An 18,702-nucleotide genomic window follows, 5' to 3' on the forward strand; every position below is an offset into this window, starting at 1 on the left:
TACTATAATTATAAACTTTATTATTTAAATCTTGCTTTTTTAAAAAAAAAGTAGCCGTTTAGAAGATTTTACTTGACTTTTTAATAATGTAACATTACTTTTATGATTAATTAACTATTAACTGATCTTATTATTAACGCAATGAAAAAACTTCTACTAGCAAGTTTGTGCGTTCTGTTGTTATGCGTAACGCAGACATTTGCACAAAACCGTACAGTTACTGGTACGGTTACGGCCCAAGAAGACGGCCTACCCATCCCGGGAGTAACAGTACGAGTAAAAGGAACTACAATCGGTACTCAAACCGGAACCAATGGCAAGTACACTTTAAGTGTTCCTGAAGGTGCAACATTAATCATTAGCTTTATTGGCTATGCACAGCAAGAAATTCCGGTTACCGGTTCTGTGGTAAATGTAAAACTTGTGGTATCAAGTAAACAACTTGGCGAAGTTGTGGTAACAGGCGCGTTAGGTATAACCAGAACACGTAACCAACAATCATACGCAGCACAACAGGTTGCCGGTGAGGAGGTAAACAAAACCAGATCATCAAACTTTGTAACTGGGTTATCAGGTAAAGTTGCAGGTTTAGAGATTCGTCAGAACAATGCACTCGGATCATCTGTAAACGTTGTTTTACGTGGTGTAAAATCTATTACCGGTAATAACCAGGCTCTTTTTGTAATTGATGGTGTTCCGGTTGATAACTCTAACCTGAATGCCCGTCCGGATCCTAAAAAGCTGGCTCAGCAAGATGGTAACGGAGGATATGATTACGGTAGCCCGGCATCTGATATTAACCCTGATGATATAGAATCGGTAACGGTATTAAAAGGTGCGGCTGCGAGTGCGTTATACGGTTCGCGTGGTAGCAATGGTGTTATCTTAATCACCAGTAAAAAAGCTAAAAAAGGTTTGGGTATTGTTATCAACAGCAGCATTAGCCAGGGTTCTTTAGTCAAATCAACCTTCCCTACTTATCAGCACAGCTATGGCGCTGGTTACGGCGCTTATTATAGCGACCCCACTGCCCATTTCTTTTATGGCGATGTTAATGGCGATGGTAAACCTGATTTGGTTACTCCAACAACAGAAGATGCGTCTTATGGTGCAGCGTTTGACCCTAAATTGATGGTTTATCAATGGGATGCGTTTGACAGTACCTCTCCTAATTATAAAAAAGCTACTCCATGGGTTGCTGCAAAAAATGACCCGACTTCCTTTTTTGAAAAACCAATTTCAAATAACCAGAGCATCATGATTACCAATGGTACCGATGCCGGAACATTTAAATTAGGTTATACCAGGAGCAATGAAAATGGTATTGTTCCGAATAGTAACATCAATAAAAACCAGGTTGATTTAGCTGGTACTTATAACATCACTTCTAAATTAACAGTAGGTGGTGCTGTTAACTTTTTCAACATTAATGGTCGCGGCAGACCAGGTACCGGTTATGATGGTGCTGGTGGCAGAAACGTAATGACCAACTTTAGGCAGTGGTGGGAAGTTAACAATGATGTGCAGGACTTAAAAGCTGCTTATGACAGAACAGGTAAAAATATTACCTGGAATTATGCCGATCCGCTGGCTGGTAACTTCTCAGCTATTTTCTGGGATAACCCTTATTATGTACGTTACCAAAACTATGAAACAGATACCCGTAACAGGTATTTAGGAAACGTGAATGCTGTATATAAGGCTACCGATTGGTTAACTATTACCGGCAGAACCTCATTAGATTCATATACAGAACTTGATGAAGAGCGTAAAAATGTTACCAGCGTTGGTGTTCCATATTATTCAAGGAATAACAGATCATATACCGAAACAAACTATGACCTGTTAGCCACCGTTGACAAAAAGCTTTCAAATTCATTTAACCTGAAAGCATTATTAGGAACAAACATTCGTAAGCAAAACATCCAGAATATTTATGCGATAACAAACGGTGGTTTGTTTACCCCTTCTTTATATTCAATCGCGAACTCGCTGAATGCACCTAACGCTCCTATAGAAAACAAATCACTTAGAGAAGTTGACGGTATTTTTGCCGGAGCAACACTTACTTATAACAACTTCCTTACCTTGGATGGAACTATAAGAAGAGATAAGTCATCAACTTTACCAGAAGCTAATAATACCTATTATTACCCATCCGGATCATTAGGTTTTGTTTTCTCCGAACTGCTTAAACAATACAACTGGTTATCATACGGAAAATTGAGAGTTAACTACGCACAGGTTGGTAGCGATGCACCGGTTTACAGCGTCTTGGATAACTATACTATCAATCCGCCAATCGGCTCTATTCCGCAGGCAAACGTTAATACCACTAAAAACAATCCAAACTTAAAACCTGAACGTACAAGAAGTACAGAGGCCGGTTTGGAATTGGCTTTCTTTAACAATCGTTTAGGTTTTGACGGTAGCTATTACAATACATCAACCTTTGATGAAATATTACCTGTAAACGTATCAACAGCTACAGGTTACTCTTTCAGCTATTTGAACGCTGGTACAGTTAAAAACAAAGGTGTCGAGTTATCATTAAACGGTACCCCTGTAAGCACCAAAGATTTTAGCTGGAAACTGACTTTAAACTTCACAAAAAACATAAGCAAGGTTACCGAATTGTTTAAAGACGACCAGGGCCAGGAAGCGAGCAACCTGCAGCTTAACAGCTATCAGGGTGGTGTTTCTATCAATGCAACGTTAAATCAGCCATTTGGTACGATTCGCGGAACTGACTTTATATATAAAGACGGTCAGAGAGTTGTTGGCGCAAACGGCCAATACCTGCAAAGCGGTCCTACCGAAACTATAGGTAACGCAAATCCTAAATGGATAGGTGGTATCAATAACAGTTTCAGATACAAAAACTTTAACTTTAGCTTCCTGATAGATATTCGTAAAGGCGGATCTGTATTTTCAACAGATATGTACTATGGTTTAGCAACCGGTCTTTATCCTGAAACTGTTTACACCAACGATCTTGGTAACCCTGTACGTAACACCCTTGCAAACGGTGGTGGTTTCATCAGGCCTGGTGTAACCGAAGATGGTCAGCCAAACACAAAACGTGTAAGTGCAAGTAACTATGGTGCATTTGGTTATGCTACTTTACCAGATAAAGCTTTCGTATACGACGCCGGTTATGTGAAACTGAGAGAGGCTGTTTTAGGTTATACTATACCGGAGAATACCCTGTCGCACATTGGTCCAATTAAAGAAGTTACCTTCCAGGTTATCGGCCGTAACCTTTGGATAATGCACAAAAACTTACCATATGCCGATCCGGAAGAGGGTTTGTCATCAGGTAACTTACAAGGTTATCAGGTAGGTTCTTACCCAACTACCCGTACTATTTCACTGAATCTGAAACTACGTTTTTAATTAAATAACGATGAAAAAAATATTTGCACTGTTTTTACTGGTGTCGACGCTTTCGGCCTGTAAAAAAGATATAGCGAGTCTGAATACAGACCCCAAGAACCCGGCAATTGTGCCGTCGTTTTCGTTCTTCACCTACGGACAAAGGTTAATAACCAATACCGTAACCTCATCTAACGTTAACCTGAACATATTCCGTTTAGTAGCGCAGCAATGGCAGGAAACCACTTATACAGATGAAAGTAACTATGATATCACCACTCGCCCTATCCCTGATAACCTGTGGAATGCTATTTACAGGGATGCTCTTCAAAACATAGAGCGTTCAAAACTGTTGATCCCTACAGATGTTGCAGATGCTGGTGTGCAGAAAAACGAGATAGCTATTGCTGATATCATGGAGGTGTATTGCTACTATTACATTTTTACCACTTTTGGTAATGCCCCTTATACCGATGCATTAGATATCAGCAAACCATTCCCTAAGTTTGATGATGCTAAAACTGCATATTATGACATGCTAACCCGTTTAGATAAAGATATTGCAGCTTTAAACACAGCATCTGCAAGCTTCGGAACTGCCGACGTAATTTATGGTGGCGATGTAGCTAAATGGAAAAAATTTGCAGCTTCCTTTAAACTGAAAATGGGTATAACTATTGCAGATTTAGACGCTGCAAAAGCAAAAGAGGTTGTTCAATCTGCAATTACAGCCGGTGTATTTACCTCAAACGACGACAATGCCTTGTTTAAATATGTAGCCAGCCCGCCAAATACAAATCCAATCTGGGTTGATCTTGTGCAAAGTGCTCGTCAGGATTTTGTTGCCAACAGTACCATTATGGGTTTCCTGAATCCGCAGACACCTTTAGCAGATCCAAGGCTTCCGTACTATTTTACAGTAAATAACTTAAAAACGAATATTTATGCCGGTGCAGATCCTGGTGCGAGTGCCGCTTTTGGTGATTTCTCAAAACCATCAGGTCCGTTATTGATAAGCTCATCTATTGGTAAAATTACCAATGCAGATTTCCCGGGTTTATTGCTTGATTATGCTGAAACTGAACTTAACTTAGCCGAAGCCGTATCAAGAGGATTTATTGCCGGTTCTGTTGAAGACCATTATAACAAAGGTATAACTGCTTCAATAACCTTTTGGGGAGCGCAGCCATCTGAAGCTGTTACTTATTTAGCTCAGGCCAATGTTAAGTTTGCTACAGCAACCGGAACAACTCCTCTTCAAAAAATCGCGCTTCAAAAATACCTTGCCCTTTATAACAGGGGCTGGGATGCCTGGACAGAAGTTAGAAGGTTAGATTATCCTGTACTTACTGCACCGGAAACTGCGCAAACAGCGTTCCCTGTTCGTTTTACCTACCCTGTTAACGAGCAAAACGTAAACGGAGTTAATTATAACAAAGCTGCTGCAGCAATTGGTGGCGATAAAGTAACTACTAAATTATTTTTTGATAAAAACTAATTCAGGTAAATAATAAAGAAAAAGCCTTGCTCAATATTGAGCAAGGCTTTTTTAATGGTGGTTTTGAGGCTACTTCTTATCCACACTATACTTGCCGGGGCCAACAAATAAAAGGCCTGCAAATATCAGCGCATCTTCAATGGCGTGTACCGCTCCTGAAAACCCTTCGCCTTTACCTAAATGGGTAAATGCGGCAATAATAAGGGTAAGGCAAAGCAATATGCATACAGGTCGAAAGGTCAGTCCTATAATTAATAGAAAACCGCCAAAAGTTTCTGTTACAGCCGCCAAAAATCCCCAAACTACAGGCAAAAAGTGAATGCCAATGTATTTGGTGGAATACCCCACTTCCTTCCAATTGTTAACGCCACCCGTAAGCATCGGGTATCCGTAGTGAATAAACGTAATACCCAGGCCAATGCGGATGATCAGGAGGCCCAGGTTTTTGTAGTTGCTCAAATTTGTTAATACTGCCATAGCTTGTGTTGAATTTATAAGGGGTAAATTTCTGATTCAGGAAAATTTAACGGTTACCTGCTGCTCCTGTACCGACAACTCAACCAGTCGCCCGAAAATTAAGCTGCAATTATCTGGGATATGGCCAGCCGGAAAGTCAAAGCACACCGGATAATCATACTCTTTTACAACATCCATAATAATTTCAGGTACAGTTTGCCCAAACGGGATGTCATTATCCTTAGTATCAGAAAACCCGCCTGCTATCAAACCTGCGAGTTTGCTCAATTTACCGGCACGTTTCAGGCAGCGCAGCATACGATCAATGGCATACAGATATTCGCCTACATCTTCAATAAACAATATTTTACCAGCATAATCAATGTCAGATACCGAGCCTGACACCGCCACCAGTAATGATAAGTTACCGCCGATGAGTATGCCGCCGCTGTTACCGGTCCGGTTCAAGGTATGCGATAGAAATTGATAATAAAGATCTTCGCCAAATAGTGCTTTACGCAAGGTTTTCAATGAGTGTGCCGATGCATCGGGAATATTTACCGGCATTTGGCCGTGGATACTTTGTGCTCCGTAATTTGCATACAGGTGGGTATGCAATATGGTGATATCGCTAAAACCTACAAGCCATTTGGGGTGTTGAGCAAAGTGGCTAAAATCAACCAGGTCAATCATCCTGATGGTGCCATAACCTCCCCGTGCAGCAATAATAGCCTTAATGCTGTCGTCATCAATAAACCGCTGCAGATCTTTTGCGCGCAGTTCATCATCGCCGGCAAACTGGTGATAGGATGCATTTACGGTATCGCCCAAAATTACTTCCAGTCCCCATGATTGCAGTAAGGCAACAGCATCATCCATTGGTTTGGGCAGTTTTTTGGCCGGGCAGGTGATGGCAATTTTGTCGCCTTTTTTAAGGTATGGTATAGCAACGAGAGCCTGAGTATCTGCCAAGGCAATAATAGATGAGGGTTTATCCATAGTTAATAAAAAACTTTCTGTGTTTCGGGCTTTCCCGCTTCCGGAGTTTCCGACTTAATAAATTATCTTTGCAGCTTATTTATAATGCCGCTTACGTCATGTCACAACTCAACAAATATAAACGATATACCATTACATCGGCTTTGCCTTACGCCAATGGGCCGCTGCATATTGGGCACCTTGCAGGTGCATATATCCCGGCCGATATTTTTGTACGTTATTTAAGGCTCAAGAAAAAAGATGTAGTTTACGTTTGCGGCTCTGATGAACATGGCGCAGCTATTACTATTAAGGCTAAAAAGGAGGGTACCACACCCCAGGCTATTATTGATAAATATCATCAGCAAATAAAAGATAGTTTTGAGCAGTTTGGTATTGCGTTTGATATTTATCACCGCACCTCGTCGCCCATACACCATGAACTGTCGCAGGAGTTTTTCCTGAACCTGTATGAAAAGGATGAGTTTATTGAAAAGATAAGCGAACAATATTACGACGAGGATTTTGACCAGTTTTTGGCCGACAGATATATTGTGGGCACTTGCCCCAATTGCCACAACGAGAATGCCTACGGCGATCAATGTGAAAGATGCGGTACATCGTTAAGCCCGACAGATCTGATCAACCCGGTATCAACCCTGAGCGGTAAACCTCCGGTGTTAAAACCTACCAAGCATTGGTATTTGCCACTTGATAAATACCAGCCCTGGCTGGAGCAATGGATTGACGCAAAAGAAGGCAGCTGGAAAGTTAATGTTTTTGGTCAGTGTAAATCATGGCTTAAACAGGGGCTGCAGCCACGTTCCATGACGCGCGACCTGGATTGGGGTATAGACGTTCCGTTGGCAGATGCCAAAGGCAAAAAGCTGTATGTTTGGATGGATGCGCCGATAGGCTATATATCGGCCACTAAACAATGGGCTATTGATAATAATAAAGACTGGAAACTATATTGGAAAAAACAGGCGGATGAACAGGACGACGCTTGTTTGATACATTTTATAGGTAAGGATAATATTGTATTTCATTGTATTACCTTTCCATCTATACTGCATGCGCATGGCGAGTATATTTTGCCGCAAAATGTGCCTGCTAATGAGTTTTTAAACCTGGAGGGCGATAAATTATCAACCTCGCGCAACCACGCCGTTTGGCTGCATGAATACCTGGAAGAGTTTCCGGGTAAACAGGATGAACTGCGCTATGTGCTTACCTCCATACTGCCCGAAACCAGCGACAGTGAATTTACCTGGAAAGATTACCAGGCGCGTATTAATAACGAGCTGGTAGCCATACTGGGCAATTTTGTGAACCGGGTAATGATACTGATGCACAAGTTTTACGATGGTAAAATTGAGGGCGATACCGACCGTATTGAACTTACCGACGGTAACCTTAACCAGGAGCTTGGCAATTACTATGACGAAATTGAGAAAAACCTCGAAGCATACCGTTATCGCCAGGCCCTGCAGGCTGTGATGGATGTTGCCCGCCTCGGTAACCGCTACCTCACCGAAAAGGAGCCCTGGAAAACGATCAAAACCAACCCAGAGGATGCCAAACAAGCACTGCATAACTGCCTGGTGCTAATAGGGCACCTGGCCGCTTGCGCGCAGCCGTTTTTACCGGCTACTGCTAAAAAGATCGTAACCATGCTTAATTGGCCAAATGAGGCTATCACCTATGATCAGGAGGTGTATTTTAACAATGGGCACCAATTAAATCCGTCGTCATTATTGTTTGAAAAAATTGAGGACGAAGCGATTGAAAAACAGCTTAAAAAGTTAGAAGATAAAAAGGCTGCTTTGCCGCCAAAATCGGCAGATGTACAACCGGCGAAGGAGAATATCAATTACGAAACTTTTAGTACCATGGACATCCGTACGGGTACCATTTTAGCCGCCGAAAAAATAGCCAAAACCAAGAAACTGCTTAAGCTTACTATAGATACCGGTATTGATGAGCGTACGGTAGTATCGGGCATTGCCGAATATTACGAACCAGAAGCCATAGTAGGGCATAAGGTGAGTATACTGGTAAACCTGGAGCCACGCGAAATAAAAGGTATAGTTTCGCAGGGAATGATCCTGATGGCCGAAAACAGCGATGGCAAACTCAGTTTTGTATCGCCTGTTGATGATTTTCATAACGGCTCGGTTATCAGGTAAATGTGTGGATTTTAGATGTGCAGGTATGCAGATGGAGGGCAAAAGAACAGCCGATAAATTTTGCTTGTCCGGAGTGTGATTTTTCATCAATAATTTGCACCTTTGCAAGCTGATAACGGATGAGTCTGTAAAGCTTATCTATAAAAAGGTCCCGTAGTTCAACGGATAGAATAGGAGTTTCCTAAACTCTAGATATGAGTTCGATTCTCGTCGGGACCACAAAATGACCCACCGTATGCCAAGCATGGGAATAAAATTGAAAAGCCTTTAGATGTAAATCTGGAGGCTTTTTTGTTACCTAATCCTTCAATTTTCCCGACAATGCAAATCAGCCATAAAAGAGTTAGGGTTTCCTTGTCGTTTAGCAGAGCGAAATAATACAACTTCTTTTAAATTGAAATCCAGGCTCCTTTCAAAATGTGATATAGGTCACACAGTTCCTGGAATTTCGTGACGTATTTTGTTGTAACTTAATTTAAGGCTTAAAGCAACGTTAGCCAAGTGGTTGACAAAAAAGGAACAGAATAAATACTATAAAAATGGAGACAACAAATAACCGCATAGGTATGCCCGCACTCGGTTTTGGCACCTTGATTCCGGATGCGGCAGCAACCATAAGTGCTACAAGGGATGCCCTAGAAGCCGGATTTAGACACTTCGATTGCGCGGAACGATACCGAAATGAGAGCGAAGTGGGCGAGGCGTTGCAGGCCGGGCTTGCCGCCGGAGGACTTACCCGCGAAGATATCTTTATTACCACAAAGTTGTGGAACACCAATCATCGGCCCGAGCGTGTAGAGCCGGCATTCGAGGCGAGCCTGAAGCGGCTTCAGATTAACTACCTGGACCTTTATCTCATTCACACTCCATTTGCATTTCAACCGGGAGAAGAGCAGGATCCGCGGGATCAAAATGGTAACGTTATTTACGACAGCGACGTAACTTTGGCCGACACCTGGCGGGCGATGGAGCATCTCGTGGACAGTGGCAGGTGCCGGGCAATTGGTTTGTCTGACATCAGCTTGAACGAGCTATTACCCCTTTATGAATCGGCGAGAATCAAACCAGCTGTAATACAGGTCGAAGCACATCCATATTTGCCGGAAACGGAGCTTTTGGAATTTTGCAAGGAGAAGGGTATTGTATTTCTGGCTTTTGCGCCATTAGGGCACGGAATAAAGCCCGGGCCGCTTGACGATCCAACCATTTTGGCTATTGCCGAACGGATTAAAAAGACGCCGGCACAGGTACTGTTGGCCTGGGCAATTCAGCGTGGCACAGCTTTACTTACTACGCCCCGAACCGCAGCCCGGGCACGCGAGAATTTTGACATCTCCTCCCTGCCGGAAGATGCATTCGATGAAATCAATAACATTCAGACAAGACAGAGATTGAATGAAGTGGTAAAAACTGGCGTTCCTGGTTTCATTGCAAAAGGTAACTGAACAACACCATAACACAAAACGATCCGCCGTTGGCGCATCACTAATTATTCAAGGCCTTCGCATTCACCGCGAAGGCTTTTTATTGGAGCTTCAATGAAATCTGAAGAGTTTTTATTTAAATTACTTTTAATTCAGTTGTGCGTGGTAATACCGTAAAATATCTTAGTTGCTGATTTACAGGGTGTTCACAAATGTTCATGGGTGTTCACGCGGGTGTGAACGTGAACATTGGACGTTTTTCAACACGTTTCACAAAAGTTGATCAGCCGTTTATCAAAAAAAACCTTTATTCTTATATCTAATTAAATACCAGTATTTTAGATAACCTGATTTTTGCCCACCCGGGTAGAATTTTATGGAAGCCATTACCAATTTATTAAAACCGATAATTAAAAAAATGGAACAGCAAACTAACCTGCCATCGCCTGAAAACATTATGAAAATTGGCACAGGCTTTTGGGCCTCAAAAATTCTTTTAACCGCAGTGAGTTTTCAATTATTTACCAGGCTTGCCGAAAAGAAAACCATGAAGGCCAAAGACATTAAAAACATGTTAGGGCTTAAATGCACAGACAGGAATGTTTATGATTTTTTAGATGCTTTAACCGTGTTCGGTTTTTTAAAGCGTGAGGGTATTCTGGATACCGCTGTTTATTCAAATACCTTAGACGCAGATGCATTTTTAGACAAGAACAAACCATCATATATTGGAGGGATCCTTGAAATGATGAACAACCGTTTATATGGATTTTGGGGTAGCCTGGGGGAGGGACTGCTTACCGGACTTCCGCAAAACGAAGCAAAAAGGAGCGAAGATTTTTTTGGTTTGATATACCAGGACCCTGAAAAATTAAAAGAATTTACCAGTGCGATGAGCGGCATCCAAATGGGTAATTTTATGGCTTTTGCTCAAGAATTTGATTTTACAAAATATAAAACGCTAATTGATGTAGGCGGTTCGGCCGGGCTGCTTTCACTTATGGTCGCAAAGCATAATGTCCATATGCATTGTACAAGTTTTGACCTTCCACCGGTTGAGCCTATTGCAAATGCTACCATACAGCAGTTCGGGTTATCAGATCGTGTAAATGCCGCAAGTGGCGATTTCTTCACGATGCCAATACCCAAGGCAGACGTTGTAGTAATGGGAAATATCCTGCATGATTGGAACGAAGAAAATAAAGTATCACTAATGAGAAAAGCTTATGACGCACTACCCGCTGGCGGGGCATTTGTAGCTATTGAGGGCATAATAGATGATGAAAGAAAGCAAAACGTTTTTGGTATGATGATGAGTTTGAATATGCTTATTGAAACAGGAACAGGATTTGACTACACATTTGCCGACTTTAACCGCTGGGCTAATATCGTAGGGTTTAAATCAACCTCGTTACTTCCGTTAGCAGGGCCATCAAGCGCAGCAATTGCATACAAATAAGCCGTGTTAATGACAACAGATGTATTAAAATGATAGCTAGATAAAGAAATGATTAAATGGAGATATAGAACATACAGATTATGGGTTATTAACACCCAAACAGCATGTGATCTATATTTATGGGACAAATGGAAGCTTCTGATGCCTTCGTTAGATGCGCTTATAAAACTAACAACAGCGCAGGCATTTATGCGTACATTTCAAAGTTATGAGTTTGAAAACCGCTGGCTCGGGTTTGGTCGAATGAAATGGAGTCAGGAAAACAATATTAAGTGGACAACAAAATACTGGAACGGAAACGCGGAAGATAAAATTATCCTTTTTTTTAATACAGAAATATGGGCGCCTGACTGGAATTGGGTATGCGACAATGATATGCCGCCCGACCTATTTATAAGATTATACAATTATCCAACCTTAAAAAACATAAAAGAGGGACTGATCGTTGCAATGCCTAAATCCCTTTATAATAAGAATAAGGTTTTGGTTGATGACGAATTGAGGAAACTTGTGAACCAAATTCCAGATTCAACAATCTCCACCTCAACACAAAGCTGGTGGCCCGGATGGAGAACCTGGAATGAAATTGGAGATATAAATAACCAGGAAATAGAAAAAATTGTAAAAAGAAAATCGCGGTAATCCGGAGTGTTCCACATACACGTGTGGAACACTCGGGTTATTCAGACGGCGACTGACATTTAGGAGAAGCCCAATACCGGGTGGGGTTTATAAAGCTCTTCCAACCGTTTCATATCATCATCAGTAAGTTTTACAGCTAATGCTGCTACGGCGTCTTCCAGATGACCCGGTTTGCTTGCCCCAATAATAGGAGAGGTAACTCCGGTTTTATGGAACATCCATGCCAAAGCCACCTGTGCATTAGGAATGCCCTTTTCTGCAGCTATTTCGGTAAGGCGGTTTACAACATCAAAATCGGTAGGCTCGTTATACAGCATTTTACCAAAGGCATCGGTTTTAGCGCGTTCGGTTTCATTGCGCTCCTTTGATCTTTTTCCGGTAAGTAACCCGCGGGCCAGCGGCGACCATGGTATTACTGCTATTTTTTGATCCTGGCAAAGCGGGATCATTTCCCGTTCTTCTTCGCGGTATATTAAGTTGTAGTGCGGCTGCATAGATACAAATCTGGTCCATCCGTGTAAATCGGCAGTATATAGGGCCTGCGCAAACTGCCAGCTATACATAGATGACGCGCCAATGTAACGAGCCTTGCCGGCTTTAACAACATCATGCAGTGCTTCCAGGGTTTCTTCTATAGGTGTATTGTAATCCCACCGGTGAATTTGATACAGATCTACATAGTCTGTTCCTAACCGCTGTAGGCTGGCATCAATGGCGCTCATGATATGTTTTCGCGAAAGCCCTTTATCATTAGGGCCGGGACCCATAGCATTAAAAACTTTAGTAGCAATTACCACCTCGTCCCTTTTGGCAAAATCACGCAGTGCTTTGCCAACCACTTGTTCGCTGGCACCGGCCGTGTAAACATCGGCAGTATCAAAAAAATTTATACCCAGTTCAAGTGATTTTTTAATAAAGGGGCGGCTTTGCTCTTCGTTTAATGCCCATGGCCATCTTTCGGTAGGTGTACCATAAGTCATGGTACCCAAACACAGGCGAGATACCGTCATGCCGGTATTACCAAATCTTATATAATCCATAGTAGCGTTTTAAATTTATTCAAAGCTACAAATACCGTTTAAATAGGTTTTAACGGATGATCATCATAACAAAAATGTGACTCAGTATAAAGCCTAATTTACAATCTGCCTTTTAAACTGGTTAGGGCTCACGCCAACCTCTTTTTTAAACAAACGGGAAAAATAAGGAAGGTTGTCAAACCCCAGGCTGTAGGCGGTTTCGGCAATATTATTATCCGAGCCTTTAAGCAGGTTTTTTGCTTCGGATATCAGGAAAATGTGTATCAGTTCAATAGCCGTTTTACCCGATTCCTGTTTTAAAAGATCGCTTAGATAACTTGGCGATAGATGAAGTTCGGCTGCCATTAATTTTACAGTAGGCAACCCTCTTTCAAGCAGTAGGCCTTTTTCAAAATACCGGGAAAGCGCTTCATTAAACCGGGTAACCATTTTCCCGGATACGTCAATACGATTAATAAATTGCCTTTTATAAAAACGCTGCGAATATTTTAATATAGAATCGATATGCCCAAGGATAATATCGCGGCTGTATTCGTCCTGGTTGTTATAATACTCGGTTTCTATCTTACTAAACAGCTCCCAGATAATTTGTTCTTCCTTTGGTGAGAGGTGGAGGGCTTCGTTGGTCTCGTAGTCAAAATAACCATACTTTTTAATTTCTGAATGAAGTGCATGACCATTTAAAAAATCCTCGTGAAGAAAAATAAGAAAGCCATCCTCATCAAGCTCCAGGTTTTTAAACTCAACTACCTGCCGTGGTTTAATAAACGACATAGAACCATTATCATGATCATATCTGGTACGGCCATATAAAAATACGCCCGCGGCTATTTTTTTAAAACCGATCATATAAAAATCACCGGTAAACTCCCTGTCGCCAAGCGTGCAGGCTTTATTACAACGATAAAGGCTAAATAGCGGGTTTTCCGGCGGCGTAATTCCGTTTTCACGACTCAGCTCACTTAAGCTTTTATAATGTTTCATATCCGTTAATATTAAAGGCATAATTCACGCTATTAAAAGTATGAATTATGCCGGGCTATTTAGTTTAGCCAATGTAAAATGTCATGCTGGTTATTCGCCGTGAGCGGCAACAGCGACATCCTGCCACTCTTCCCAGGTTGCTAAACGCTGTTCATACACTTGTTTAGCAAACGGAAATGCTACTTTACCCAAGAATAAACGTAACGGTGGGTTTGCTGAATCTACCAGTTTAAGGATAGCTGGCGTAGTTGCTTCGGGATTACCAAAGCTGCTCTCGGCCATGCTTGCCTGGAAAGCGGCTTTCACGCCATCATATGCGGGTAATGATTGAGCATGCGTTGCAGAAGCGCCGGCCCAGTCGGTTGTAAATCCGTTAGGTTCAACTAATGATATGTTAATACCAAATCCTTTTACTTCCAATGCCAGTGTTTCACTTAATCCTTCCACTGCAAATTTCGAAGCGTTGTACAAACCAAGAACGGGCAATGCAACCAACCCTAAAATACTTGAAACCTGTATAATATGTCCGTGGCCTTGGGCCCTCATAATAGGTAATACAGCCTGGGTTACCCATAGCAAGCCAAATACGTTGGTTTCAATCTGGTCACGGGCTTCCTGCTCGCTGGTTTCCTCAACAGCGCCAAATAAGCCAAAGCCGGCATTATTGATCAATACGTCAATGGTACCGAAGTGTTCTTTTGCCTGGTTAATTGCCGTGAAACAAGCTTCACGGTTAGTAACATCCAGCTGAATTGGAAGTATGGCCTCGCCATAGGTTTGCACCAGGTCGGTAAGTGAATCGAGGTTTCTTACAGTGGCCACTACTTTGTCGCCACGTTTTAAAAATGCTTCGGCCCAGATTTTACCAAATCCGCGGGAAGCTCCTGTTATAAAAATTGTCTTTGCCATTTTTAAATTATTGAAATTAATTATGAATCAAAGTTATCGCGGACCTCCCGGACGGATTTATACAAAAACCGGGAATACAGATACATTTTGCGGAATAGGTTTAACCGCTGGTCGGCCTTGATGAATTTTTATAATGTTGTATAGTAAAGTTACATGTTTTGCTAAAGTGTTGTATTATAAAACTTTAATAGTAAATTTATAGTACACCAAAACTTAAAATATGAGAAAAATTATCACCGGCATGGCTGTTATGGTAATAGCCTGCCTTTTGTTTGCCTGCGAGGGTAAAACCAGTTCAGGAGGGAGTGGTAGCGATAGTACAGCAACCATATTGGCAAGAAATAAAATGACTGCCCTTAACTCAGATGAGGCGATGGGCAGAAAGGATGTAGAAGGGGTGTTTAAAGATTGCTCGGCCGATTTTATAGATTATGGTAACGGAGGATATCCACCGATGAAAAACCTCGACTCGATAAAAGCTAACATGAAAGGCTTTTTAGCAGCCTTCCCTGATTTTAAGGCAGAAAGTTTGCAGGCCGTAGCGCAAGGCGACACCGTAATTGTAACCGGCGTTTGGAGCGGAACTTTTAAGAATGAGTTTATGGGAATGAAGCCAACACAAAAAACATTTAAGGCCGCTGACGCGGATATTTTTACCTTTAATAAAGAAGGCAAAATAACCTCGCACCGGTCAATACAGTCAGAAGCAACCTATTTTGCGCAATTGGGTATAAAGATGCCCGAAAAGAAATAGCCCGCAGTGATAATAAAACTCAAAAGCCTTCAGTTTACTTGCTGAAGGCTTTTGTTTGCAGGAAGAAGGAAGACTGATTAAAAGTTTACGATGACTGTTTACCCGGTTTGCGGGTGCATATCACGCCACTTTTTAAGGGCCTCTGCCTGGAGTTTTTTACTACGCTCTATAGCTCTTGCCTGCTCATCCTTTTCACAAAGTGGTCCCTCGGTTTTAAGACGTTTATCATACCCGGATGATAGGTCATTTGTCTTTTTTTCGGTTAGCATGACATATTCCTCCTTTTAAGTTGTTGAACACAGGTGCGGGATTTAAATTTAACAATTAAATAGCATTATTGATTAATACAAGCCGTAAAATATTTGTTGTTTCTTATCCGCGAAAATTGGCCGATAAACCTCTGATCTTTGTAAGGAACATATAATAAATTCAGGCAGTTTCGTTGTTCCAGACGTTTGTGGCGATGGTCTTTTTTATATATTCAGAAAAGTCAGTCGGTTTACGGTCCAGGGCACGTTGTACACCATCGGCAAGGCTGGCATTACGGCCATCAAGTACTTCGGTAAACAGGTAGGAGATGAGCCATATAATATCTTGCGGCACCTTATATTTGGTAAGCATGGCTTTATAATCATCCATAGAGATCTGCTCATATTGAATCGCCCGACCGCTGGCGGCCGCTATTTCGTTTACAGCATTCTGAAAAGTTAATAAACGTGGTCCGGTTAGTTCATAAAGCTCACCATAGTGACTATCATTAGTCAAAACTTCAACCGCCACATCGGCAATATCATCTACATCAATAAAAGGCTCGGGGATGTTGCCAACCGGTAATGCCATGTGCCCCGCTAAAATGCCATCTAAAAGATAACTTTCACTAAAATTCTGGCTAAACCAGCTTGCACGCAAAATGGTCCAGTTGATGCCTGCATCCATTATTATTTTTTCACATGCTTGTGCTTCCTCTTCACCGCGGCCCGATAACAGCACAAGATGTTTAACATTGCTTTCAACTGCCAATTTGCTTAGCGTACGGATGGCGTTTACTGCACCTGGTACCGCCAGATCCGGCTGAAAGGTGATATATATAGCATCCATGCCGTTTAGCACCGGGAGCCAGGTGCCCTGGTTATTCCAGTCAAAAGGTATTTCCGCGCTGCGGCTCCCGATCCGTACCGAACAGCCCATTTGTATAAGGCGTTCGACTACGCGGCTTCCGGTTTTTCCGGTGCCACCCAGCACCAGTATTTGTTTTTCTGTGTTTTCCTGATTTTTCATGGTCTTGTTTTTTTAACAAAACTATGCTGCTCCGAAATCAGAAAATTGAACAAAACCGACAGCGGTTATTTTGAGGGCACTTTGTTTCGTTGTTTACAACTGCGCTACAAAATCGCGCATGGCCTGGCCGGGATCGGGCTGCTTCATAAAGGTTTCGCCTATTAAAAAGCCATTAAAGCCCTCCAGTTTTAAATGCCTGATGGTTGCCGGATCGCTGATGGCGCTTTCTGATATTTTCAGAAACTCGGCAGGGATATGTTTTGCCAGTTGGTACGATGTTTCTACCGATACCGTAAAATCGGTAAGGTTACGGTTGTTTACGCCAATGGCATCCAGGTTGGGGTTTATACTGCGTTCCAGCTCCTCAAGGTCATGTACCTCCAGCAGCACATTTAAGCCAATGCTTTTAGCCAGTTTAGCGAGGTTATCAATTTCAGCATGTGAAAGTATGGCGGCTATCAGCAAAATAATATCGGCACCCAATGATTTTGCTTCAATCACCTGGTACTCATCAATCATGAAATCCTTACGCAATACAGGGATAGTATTTACCGAACGGGCTTTTACCAGGTCGGCCTTACGGCCCATAAAAAAATTACGGTCGGTTAAAACAGACAGGGCCGACGCGCCGGCCGCGGCATAATCATTAGTAACCGCGCTTACCCTTACCTTATCATTAATAATGCCTTTTGATGGCGACTTGCGTTTAAACTCGGCTATAATTCCGCTGCGTTGTGGATCGAGCAAAAAATCTTTGAACGAATAGGTTTCGCGGTGGAAATATTCAGACTCTTCCAGCTCTACGTATGAAGTGCGTTTTTTGGCCGATGCTACTTCCTTTTTTTTATTGGCAACTATTTTATCAAGTATATTCATGCCCCCTAACCCCCAGAAGGGGGGATTTATTTTGTTTAAAGTTTAAAAAAGTTGTTTGTCATGCTGGACGAAGTGAAGCATCTATTCTACAATATGCATCAATAGATAGATCCTTCGTTCCTCAGGATGACAAAGTGTTTAACACCATACCAAGTGATACCGTATTAACACAAAGTTATTATTATTTACCGGTTGTATTAACTCAACCAGTTTTGCATTAACTGTTTTCCATACTCGGTTAATACCGACTCCGGGTGAAACTGTACGCCGCGCACGTCATATTCCCGGTGGGTTAATGCCATGATCGAATTATCAGCATCGTCAATCGCGGTTACCTGCAGCACTTCAGGCAGGTTTTTATCGCTTACTACCCATGAATGATAGCGGCCAACCTTAAAACTCTCCGGAAGGCCTTTAAAAAGCTGCTCCTGGCTGTTAGTAACCTTTATGGGAGTGGCTACGCCATGCATTGGCTGACTTAAGTTGTATAAACTACCGCCAAACACCTCGGCTATGGCCTGCTGTCCCAGGCATACGCCAAAGATACTTTTGGTAGGCGAATACTTTTCGATCACGTCCAGCAGTAACCCGGCTTCCGAAGGTATGCCGGGTCCCGGCGAAAGAATGATCTTATCAAAAGCATCCACATCACTAATGGCAAACTTATCGTTCCTCCAAACCTCGCATTGCAGGCCAAGCTCATTAACCAAATGCACCAGGTTATAGGTGAAAGAATCGTAATTGTCAATTATTAATATGCCCCCCGGCCCCCTGAAGGGGGTGTTTGAGGTATTCTGTTGCTCGTTCATGTTATTATATCTTATATTGATATGTCAAATA

Annotated in this window: 16 protein-coding genes and 1 tRNA gene; 8 read left to right on the forward strand and 9 right to left on the reverse strand. The window is 42.1% G+C overall.

What is annotated here, in order from left to right:
• The first annotated feature begins 141 nt into the window (after nucleotides 1-141).
• Together SNE25_RS02925 and SNE25_RS02930 are read left to right on the forward strand one after the other, a co-directional pair.
• Complete coding sequence (locus tag SNE25_RS02925; RefSeq protein WP_321563593.1) at nucleotides 142-3,396, forward strand: SusC/RagA family TonB-linked outer membrane protein; 3,255 nt, start codon at nucleotides 142-144, stop codon at nucleotides 3,394-3,396.
• Between the two features lie 10 nt (nucleotides 3,397-3,406).
• Entirely contained in the window at nucleotides 3,407-4,873 is a 1,467-nt protein-coding gene (locus tag SNE25_RS02930) for a SusD/RagB family nutrient-binding outer membrane lipoprotein (RefSeq protein ID WP_321563594.1), read from the forward strand.
• 69 nt (nucleotides 4,874-4,942) lie between these two features.
• Here the strand turns inward: SNE25_RS02930 and SNE25_RS02935 are convergent, their stop codons facing one another.
• The gene (locus SNE25_RS02935; RefSeq protein ID WP_321563595.1) at nucleotides 4,943-5,350 is read right to left on the reverse strand and encodes a DoxX family protein; all 408 of its coding nucleotides are present in this window, start codon (nucleotides 5,348-5,350) and stop codon (nucleotides 4,943-4,945) included.
• A 36-nt stretch (nucleotides 5,351-5,386) separates the two neighbouring features.
• Entirely contained in the window at nucleotides 5,387-6,328 is a 942-nt protein-coding gene (locus SNE25_RS02940) for a S66 peptidase family protein (RefSeq protein WP_321563596.1), read from the reverse strand.
• Nucleotides 6,329-6,426: 98 nt separating this feature from the next.
• On the opposite strand from SNE25_RS02940, the gene metG reads away from it, so the two are divergent.
• From metG to SNE25_RS02965, 5 genes are all read left to right on the forward strand, one after another.
• Nucleotides 6,427-8,496, forward strand: coding sequence for a methionine--tRNA ligase (metG, locus tag SNE25_RS02945; protein ID WP_321563597.1), 2,070 nt, complete (start codon nucleotides 6,427-6,429; stop codon nucleotides 8,494-8,496).
• A gap of 147 nt (nucleotides 8,497-8,643) precedes the next feature.
• Nucleotides 8,644-8,715: transfer RNA gene (locus SNE25_RS02950), tRNA-Arg, on the forward strand.
• Nucleotides 8,716-9,035: 320 nt separating this feature from the next.
• A complete protein-coding gene (locus SNE25_RS02955; protein WP_321563598.1) occupies nucleotides 9,036-9,941 on the forward strand; it encodes an aldo/keto reductase in 906 nt (301 codons plus the stop codon).
• Nucleotides 9,942-10,338: 397 nt separating this feature from the next.
• Nucleotides 10,339-11,379 (forward strand): methyltransferase, encoded by a 1,041-nt coding sequence (locus tag SNE25_RS02960; RefSeq protein ID WP_321563599.1) that lies wholly within the window; start codon nucleotides 10,339-10,341, stop codon nucleotides 11,377-11,379.
• Between the two features lie 141 nt (nucleotides 11,380-11,520).
• Nucleotides 11,521-12,021, forward strand: coding sequence for a hypothetical protein (locus tag SNE25_RS02965; RefSeq protein ID WP_321563600.1), 501 nt, complete (start codon nucleotides 11,521-11,523; stop codon nucleotides 12,019-12,021).
• A 59-nt stretch (nucleotides 12,022-12,080) separates the two neighbouring features.
• Here the strand turns inward: SNE25_RS02965 and SNE25_RS02970 are convergent, their stop codons facing one another.
• From SNE25_RS02970 to SNE25_RS02980, 3 genes are all read right to left on the reverse strand, one after another.
• Nucleotides 12,081-13,061 carry an aldo/keto reductase gene (locus SNE25_RS02970; protein WP_321563601.1) on the reverse strand — a complete coding sequence of 327 codons (981 nt, stop codon included), beginning with the start codon at nucleotides 13,059-13,061 and terminating at the stop codon, nucleotides 12,081-12,083.
• A gap of 93 nt (nucleotides 13,062-13,154) precedes the next feature.
• Nucleotides 13,155-14,045: a helix-turn-helix domain-containing protein gene (locus tag SNE25_RS02975; RefSeq protein WP_321563602.1), complete on the reverse strand. Its 891-nt coding sequence runs from the start codon at nucleotides 14,043-14,045 to the stop codon at nucleotides 13,155-13,157.
• Between the two features lie 90 nt (nucleotides 14,046-14,135).
• A complete protein-coding gene (locus SNE25_RS02980; RefSeq protein WP_321563603.1) occupies nucleotides 14,136-14,954 on the reverse strand; it encodes an SDR family oxidoreductase in 819 nt (272 codons plus the stop codon).
• A 220-nt stretch (nucleotides 14,955-15,174) separates the two neighbouring features.
• Between SNE25_RS02980 and SNE25_RS02985 the strand changes: the two genes are divergently transcribed.
• Nucleotides 15,175-15,708 carry an ester cyclase gene (locus SNE25_RS02985; protein WP_321563604.1) on the forward strand — a complete coding sequence of 178 codons (534 nt, stop codon included), beginning with the start codon at nucleotides 15,175-15,177 and terminating at the stop codon, nucleotides 15,706-15,708.
• A gap of 98 nt (nucleotides 15,709-15,806) precedes the next feature.
• Here the strand turns inward: SNE25_RS02985 and SNE25_RS02990 are convergent, their stop codons facing one another.
• The 4 genes from SNE25_RS02990 to SNE25_RS03005 all read right to left on the reverse strand — a co-directional run bounded on the left by SNE25_RS02990 (nucleotide 15,807) and on the right by SNE25_RS03005 (nucleotide 18,671).
• Nucleotides 15,807-15,977 (reverse strand): hypothetical protein, encoded by a 171-nt coding sequence (locus SNE25_RS02990; RefSeq protein WP_321563605.1) that lies wholly within the window; start codon nucleotides 15,975-15,977, stop codon nucleotides 15,807-15,809.
• A 160-nt stretch (nucleotides 15,978-16,137) separates the two neighbouring features.
• Nucleotides 16,138-16,986 (reverse strand): NmrA family NAD(P)-binding protein, encoded by an 849-nt coding sequence (locus tag SNE25_RS02995; RefSeq protein WP_321563606.1) that lies wholly within the window; start codon nucleotides 16,984-16,986, stop codon nucleotides 16,138-16,140.
• A 93-nt stretch (nucleotides 16,987-17,079) separates the two neighbouring features.
• A complete protein-coding gene (trpC, locus tag SNE25_RS03000; RefSeq protein ID WP_321563607.1) occupies nucleotides 17,080-17,862 on the reverse strand; it encodes an indole-3-glycerol phosphate synthase TrpC in 783 nt (260 codons plus the stop codon).
• A 197-nt stretch (nucleotides 17,863-18,059) separates the two neighbouring features.
• On the reverse strand, nucleotides 18,060-18,671 hold the full coding sequence (locus SNE25_RS03005) for an anthranilate synthase component II (protein ID WP_321563608.1): 612 nt from the start codon (nucleotides 18,669-18,671) through the stop codon (nucleotides 18,060-18,062).
• Nucleotides 18,672-18,702 lie beyond the last annotated feature (31 nt).

It is taken from the genome of Mucilaginibacter sabulilitoris, from assembly GCF_034262375.1.
GTDB lineage: Bacteria > Bacteroidota > Bacteroidia > Sphingobacteriales > Sphingobacteriaceae > Mucilaginibacter > Mucilaginibacter sabulilitoris.

What these genes read in the sequence shown, in the direction of transcription:
- metG (WP_321563597.1), top strand. Translation starts at nt 6,427, where the DNA reads ATGTCACAACTCAACAAATATAAACGATATACCATTACATCGGCTTTG.
- SNE25_RS02980 (WP_321563603.1), bottom strand. Translation starts at nt 14,954, where the DNA reads ATGGCAAAGACAATTTTTATAACAGGAGCTTCCCGCGGATTTGGTAAA.
- SNE25_RS02930 (WP_321563594.1), top strand. Translation starts at nt 3,407, where the DNA reads ATGAAAAAAATATTTGCACTGTTTTTACTGGTGTCGACGCTTTCGGCC.
- SNE25_RS02960 (WP_321563599.1), top strand. Translation starts at nt 10,339, where the DNA reads ATGGAACAGCAAACTAACCTGCCATCGCCTGAAAACATTATGAAAATT.
- SNE25_RS02985 (WP_321563604.1), top strand. Translation starts at nt 15,175, where the DNA reads ATGAGAAAAATTATCACCGGCATGGCTGTTATGGTAATAGCCTGCCTT.
- SNE25_RS02965 (WP_321563600.1), top strand. Translation starts at nt 11,521, where the DNA reads ATGCCTTCGTTAGATGCGCTTATAAAACTAACAACAGCGCAGGCATTT.
- SNE25_RS03005 (WP_321563608.1), bottom strand. Translation starts at nt 18,671, where the DNA reads ATGAACGAGCAACAGAATACCTCAAACACCCCCTTCAGGGGGCCGGGG.
- SNE25_RS02990 (WP_321563605.1), bottom strand. Translation starts at nt 15,977, where the DNA reads ATGCTAACCGAAAAAAAGACAAATGACCTATCATCCGGGTATGATAAA.
- SNE25_RS02970 (WP_321563601.1), bottom strand. Translation starts at nt 13,061, where the DNA reads ATGGATTATATAAGATTTGGTAATACCGGCATGACGGTATCTCGCCTG.
- SNE25_RS02940 (WP_321563596.1), bottom strand. Translation starts at nt 6,328, where the DNA reads ATGGATAAACCCTCATCTATTATTGCCTTGGCAGATACTCAGGCTCTC.
- SNE25_RS02935 (WP_321563595.1), bottom strand. Translation starts at nt 5,350, where the DNA reads ATGGCAGTATTAACAAATTTGAGCAACTACAAAAACCTGGGCCTCCTG.
- SNE25_RS02995 (WP_321563606.1), bottom strand. Translation starts at nt 16,986, where the DNA reads ATGAAAAATCAGGAAAACACAGAAAAACAAATACTGGTGCTGGGTGGC.
- SNE25_RS02975 (WP_321563602.1), bottom strand. Translation starts at nt 14,045, where the DNA reads ATGAAACATTATAAAAGCTTAAGTGAGCTGAGTCGTGAAAACGGAATT.
- trpC (WP_321563607.1), bottom strand. Translation starts at nt 17,862, where the DNA reads ATGAATATACTTGATAAAATAGTTGCCAATAAAAAAAAGGAAGTAGCA.
- SNE25_RS02925 (WP_321563593.1), top strand. Translation starts at nt 142, where the DNA reads ATGAAAAAACTTCTACTAGCAAGTTTGTGCGTTCTGTTGTTATGCGTA.
- SNE25_RS02955 (WP_321563598.1), top strand. Translation starts at nt 9,036, where the DNA reads ATGGAGACAACAAATAACCGCATAGGTATGCCCGCACTCGGTTTTGGC.